Source organism: Cecembia sp. (assembly GCF_007126775.1).
Taxonomy (GTDB): Bacteria; Bacteroidota; Bacteroidia; order Cytophagales; family Cyclobacteriaceae; genus Cecembia.
Genome location: NZ_SLAP01000214.1, coordinates 1 through 2,763 on the forward strand (window position 1 = coordinate 1; position 2,763 = coordinate 2,763).

Annotated in this window: 3 protein-coding genes; 2 read left to right on the forward strand and 1 reads right to left on the reverse strand. The window is 41.7% G+C overall.

The genetic code is table 11. From position 1 onward, the window contains the following. Both QZT73_RS14230 and QZT73_RS14235 read left to right on the forward strand, forming a co-directional pair. A partial coding sequence (locus tag QZT73_RS14230; RefSeq protein WP_291788822.1) for a PKD domain-containing protein occupies window positions 1-1,416 on the forward strand: 1,416 nt, incomplete at its 5' end. Beyond that, window positions 1,413-2,432, forward strand: a complete 1,020-nt coding sequence (locus QZT73_RS14235) for a type IX secretion system membrane protein PorP/SprF (protein WP_291788825.1) — start codon at window positions 1,413-1,415, stop codon at window positions 2,430-2,432. The genes QZT73_RS14230 and QZT73_RS14235, both read left to right, overlap by 4 nt. Before the next feature lie 130 nt (window positions 2,433-2,562). Here QZT73_RS14235 and QZT73_RS14240 read toward each other — a convergent pair. Next, window positions 2,563-2,763: hypothetical protein (locus QZT73_RS14240; protein ID WP_291788826.1), on the reverse strand; the 201-nt coding region annotated here is incomplete at its 5' end.

Here is a 2,763-nt window from a genome sequence, read left to right on the forward strand (position 1 = left end):
GATATAGATGATGTTGCATCCTGTGAAGGGCAGGAAAACACCTATGATCTTTTCAATGAAAACATCTTCTTGCCCAATGAGAATTCCAGTTTGCGCTGTATACAATTCTATGCCTCTCTCGAAGATATTCAGGCAGAAGAGGAAGATGTTTGCTCGCAGGCAAGGTGTAGGCCTGAAAACCGCGTATTAGAATTGCCACAAGGGAGCTTCAGGGCAGATGATCAGGGCGGTGGCTTTACATTCTTTCCCAATCTTGGCTTTACTGATGAAGAAGTAGTGGTGTACTATACCATCACGGACAACTATGGCAAAACCTCTTCTGGAAATGCGATCAAATTGCTCATTCAGGAATCTCCTGAACCAGTCAGGATTCAGACTGCTGGATTGGAAGATGATGCTAAATCTATAAGGTTATGCGAAGGAGAGGGGCTATTACTTAAGGCAATTGGAGAGGAAGCATATTTTTCATTTGAATGGTATCGAGATGATCTGTTATTACCTGAATCTAACCAAGCGGAATGGTTTGCAGATCAACCAGGGAACTATAAGGTGATTGCTTTCAATGCCAAAAGTTGCCCTACTATTTCTGAGGAATTTCTTTTGATCAATCCGGATTTCCCTTCTTTGGATTTGACAGCTCCGGTAATAGGGTGCGAGCCCGGAATAGCTTTGGACTTGAGGGATTTTATTGTAGCGTATGATGAAAGCTTGTTTGATTATCAATTGGAAACACCCCTTGGGGATTTATTGGTCAATGAAATGATGTCTGAGGTATTCTTGTCCGGTACTTACCGCCTTAGTGTAAAGCATAAGGACCTGGAATGTTGGTCAGACCCAGAAGAGGTGGAGGTAAATATTGTAAGGGAAACCCTGACGCCCAATTTTGACTATGAAGTTGATGGCACTGGCATCAAGACTGAGGAGGAAGGGGGGATTTTCATTGATGACCCCATTCGTTTTAAAGATTTTACCCAAGGGGGTGCAGTGGCTTGGGAATGGGATTTTGGCGATGGTACTACCAGTACAGAAAGCAACCCAGTTCATGTTTTTGGCAAAAAAGGTATTTTTCCAGTCCAGCTTACTGTGATCAATGCATTGGGCTGCCGGGAATCCATCAGTATCGAAGTGCCTTTGACCTTGTCTTATAGGGTCATGTTTCCGACCGGTTTTACCCCTGACTTAAGTAATAATAATTATTTCAGACCCAAAACAAAGGGGATCGTCGCAATGGAAATTCAGGTTTTTAATCTTTGGGGTAATATGGTATTTGAGTCAAGAGAATTGGATACCGTGGGATGGGACGGGAAAATCAAGGGGGAAGCAGCCCCATCTGGAAATTACGTGTATAGGGTGAAAATGAAGTCCATAGATGGCGAGGTCCTTGATGAAAGTGGAAGGCTAACGCTAATCAGATGAGGGGGATAATTTCAGTAATAGTGGTATTTATTTTTAGTCTACCTCTACAAGGTCAGGATATTCAGTTTTCTCAATTTTATGCAGCACCTTTGTACCTGAATCCTGCTTTTGCAGGTAGTGCTGAAGTGAGTAGGGCTGGAATTAACTTTAAAAATCAATGGCCAGGTTTAGATCAAACATTTGTCGCTTATTCAGCTTACCTTGACCATCCTATTGAAAAAAAGAATTCCGGTTTGGGGCTTATAGTAAATGGCAGCTATGAAACTTTGAGTAATTTGGCCAATAATGAAGTAGGCTTGGTTTATGCCTATAAAGTAAGGTTAGGCGAGCAGTCCTTCCTTCATTTGGGGGCTCAGGGCAGTTTTGCGACCCGTTCAGCCTCCTTTGATGATGTTATTCTAAGTGCACAATTGGATATTGACAGGGGAATGGTGCTTCCTGGTTCGGGTGGAGGGGGTATGGAAGATAGGACACGGACGTTTTTTGATCTGCATTCAGGTATTCTATTTTACAATGATAAAGTATGGTTCGGCTTAGCAGGACATCACATCAACAGGCCGAATATTTCATATTTGGATGGGGGCACAGATCCTTTGGCAATCCGTTACAGTGCGCATGGAGGGATCAGATTTGATTTGCCCAGAGGATTTATCAATGATTATGTGAACAATAGCCGTCAGGAACGGTCTGTATCTTTTGCTTTTAATTACCGAAGACAGGGTTTGTTTGATCAGCTTGACCTAGGCACTGAACTTTTCTTTGATCCCATTGTGCTAGGTTTATGGTACAGGGGAATTCCTACCCGTATAGGGTTGCCCAATAATGAAGCTTTGATTGCAGTTATAGGTTTTTCTTTTGAGAATGGGATGGACATTGGCTATAGTCATGATTTCACCCTTTCTGCTTTAGGCTGGAGAAATTCTGGAGGGGCTCATGAGGTTTCCTTGCGCTATAGATTTGTAAATCAACTTTGGAGACCGGAAAACAAAAAAAGAAAGCCATTCTTTCAATATTGAAGGAAGAATTTATTTTTTATGCTTGATTATCAGCGCTGTTTTCTTGAGGGAACAGTTTTTTGAGAAAAGGGTTTTGTAAATGCAGAAAAGAGTTGCACCTTTGCATTCCCAAACGAGGGAAGAAAAAAGATCACCCCGACAATAATTCGTTCAGCTTTATAAAAAGCGCGAAATTAGAATATAAAATCAAAAATTTGATTTTGTTAAAATAAAATTTTGTTTTACCTTTGCAGTCCTGTTCGCTGGAGCGGGGATAATGATACGGCAAACAGTTGCTGTCAATCGTTGCATTAGATGCGGCGGGAAGTTCTTTGAAGTATTGGATACGAAA

What these genes read in the sequence shown, in the direction of transcription:
- QZT73_RS14235 (WP_291788825.1), top strand. Translation starts at nt 1,413, where the DNA reads ATGAGGGGGATAATTTCAGTAATAGTGGTATTTATTTTTAGTCTACCT.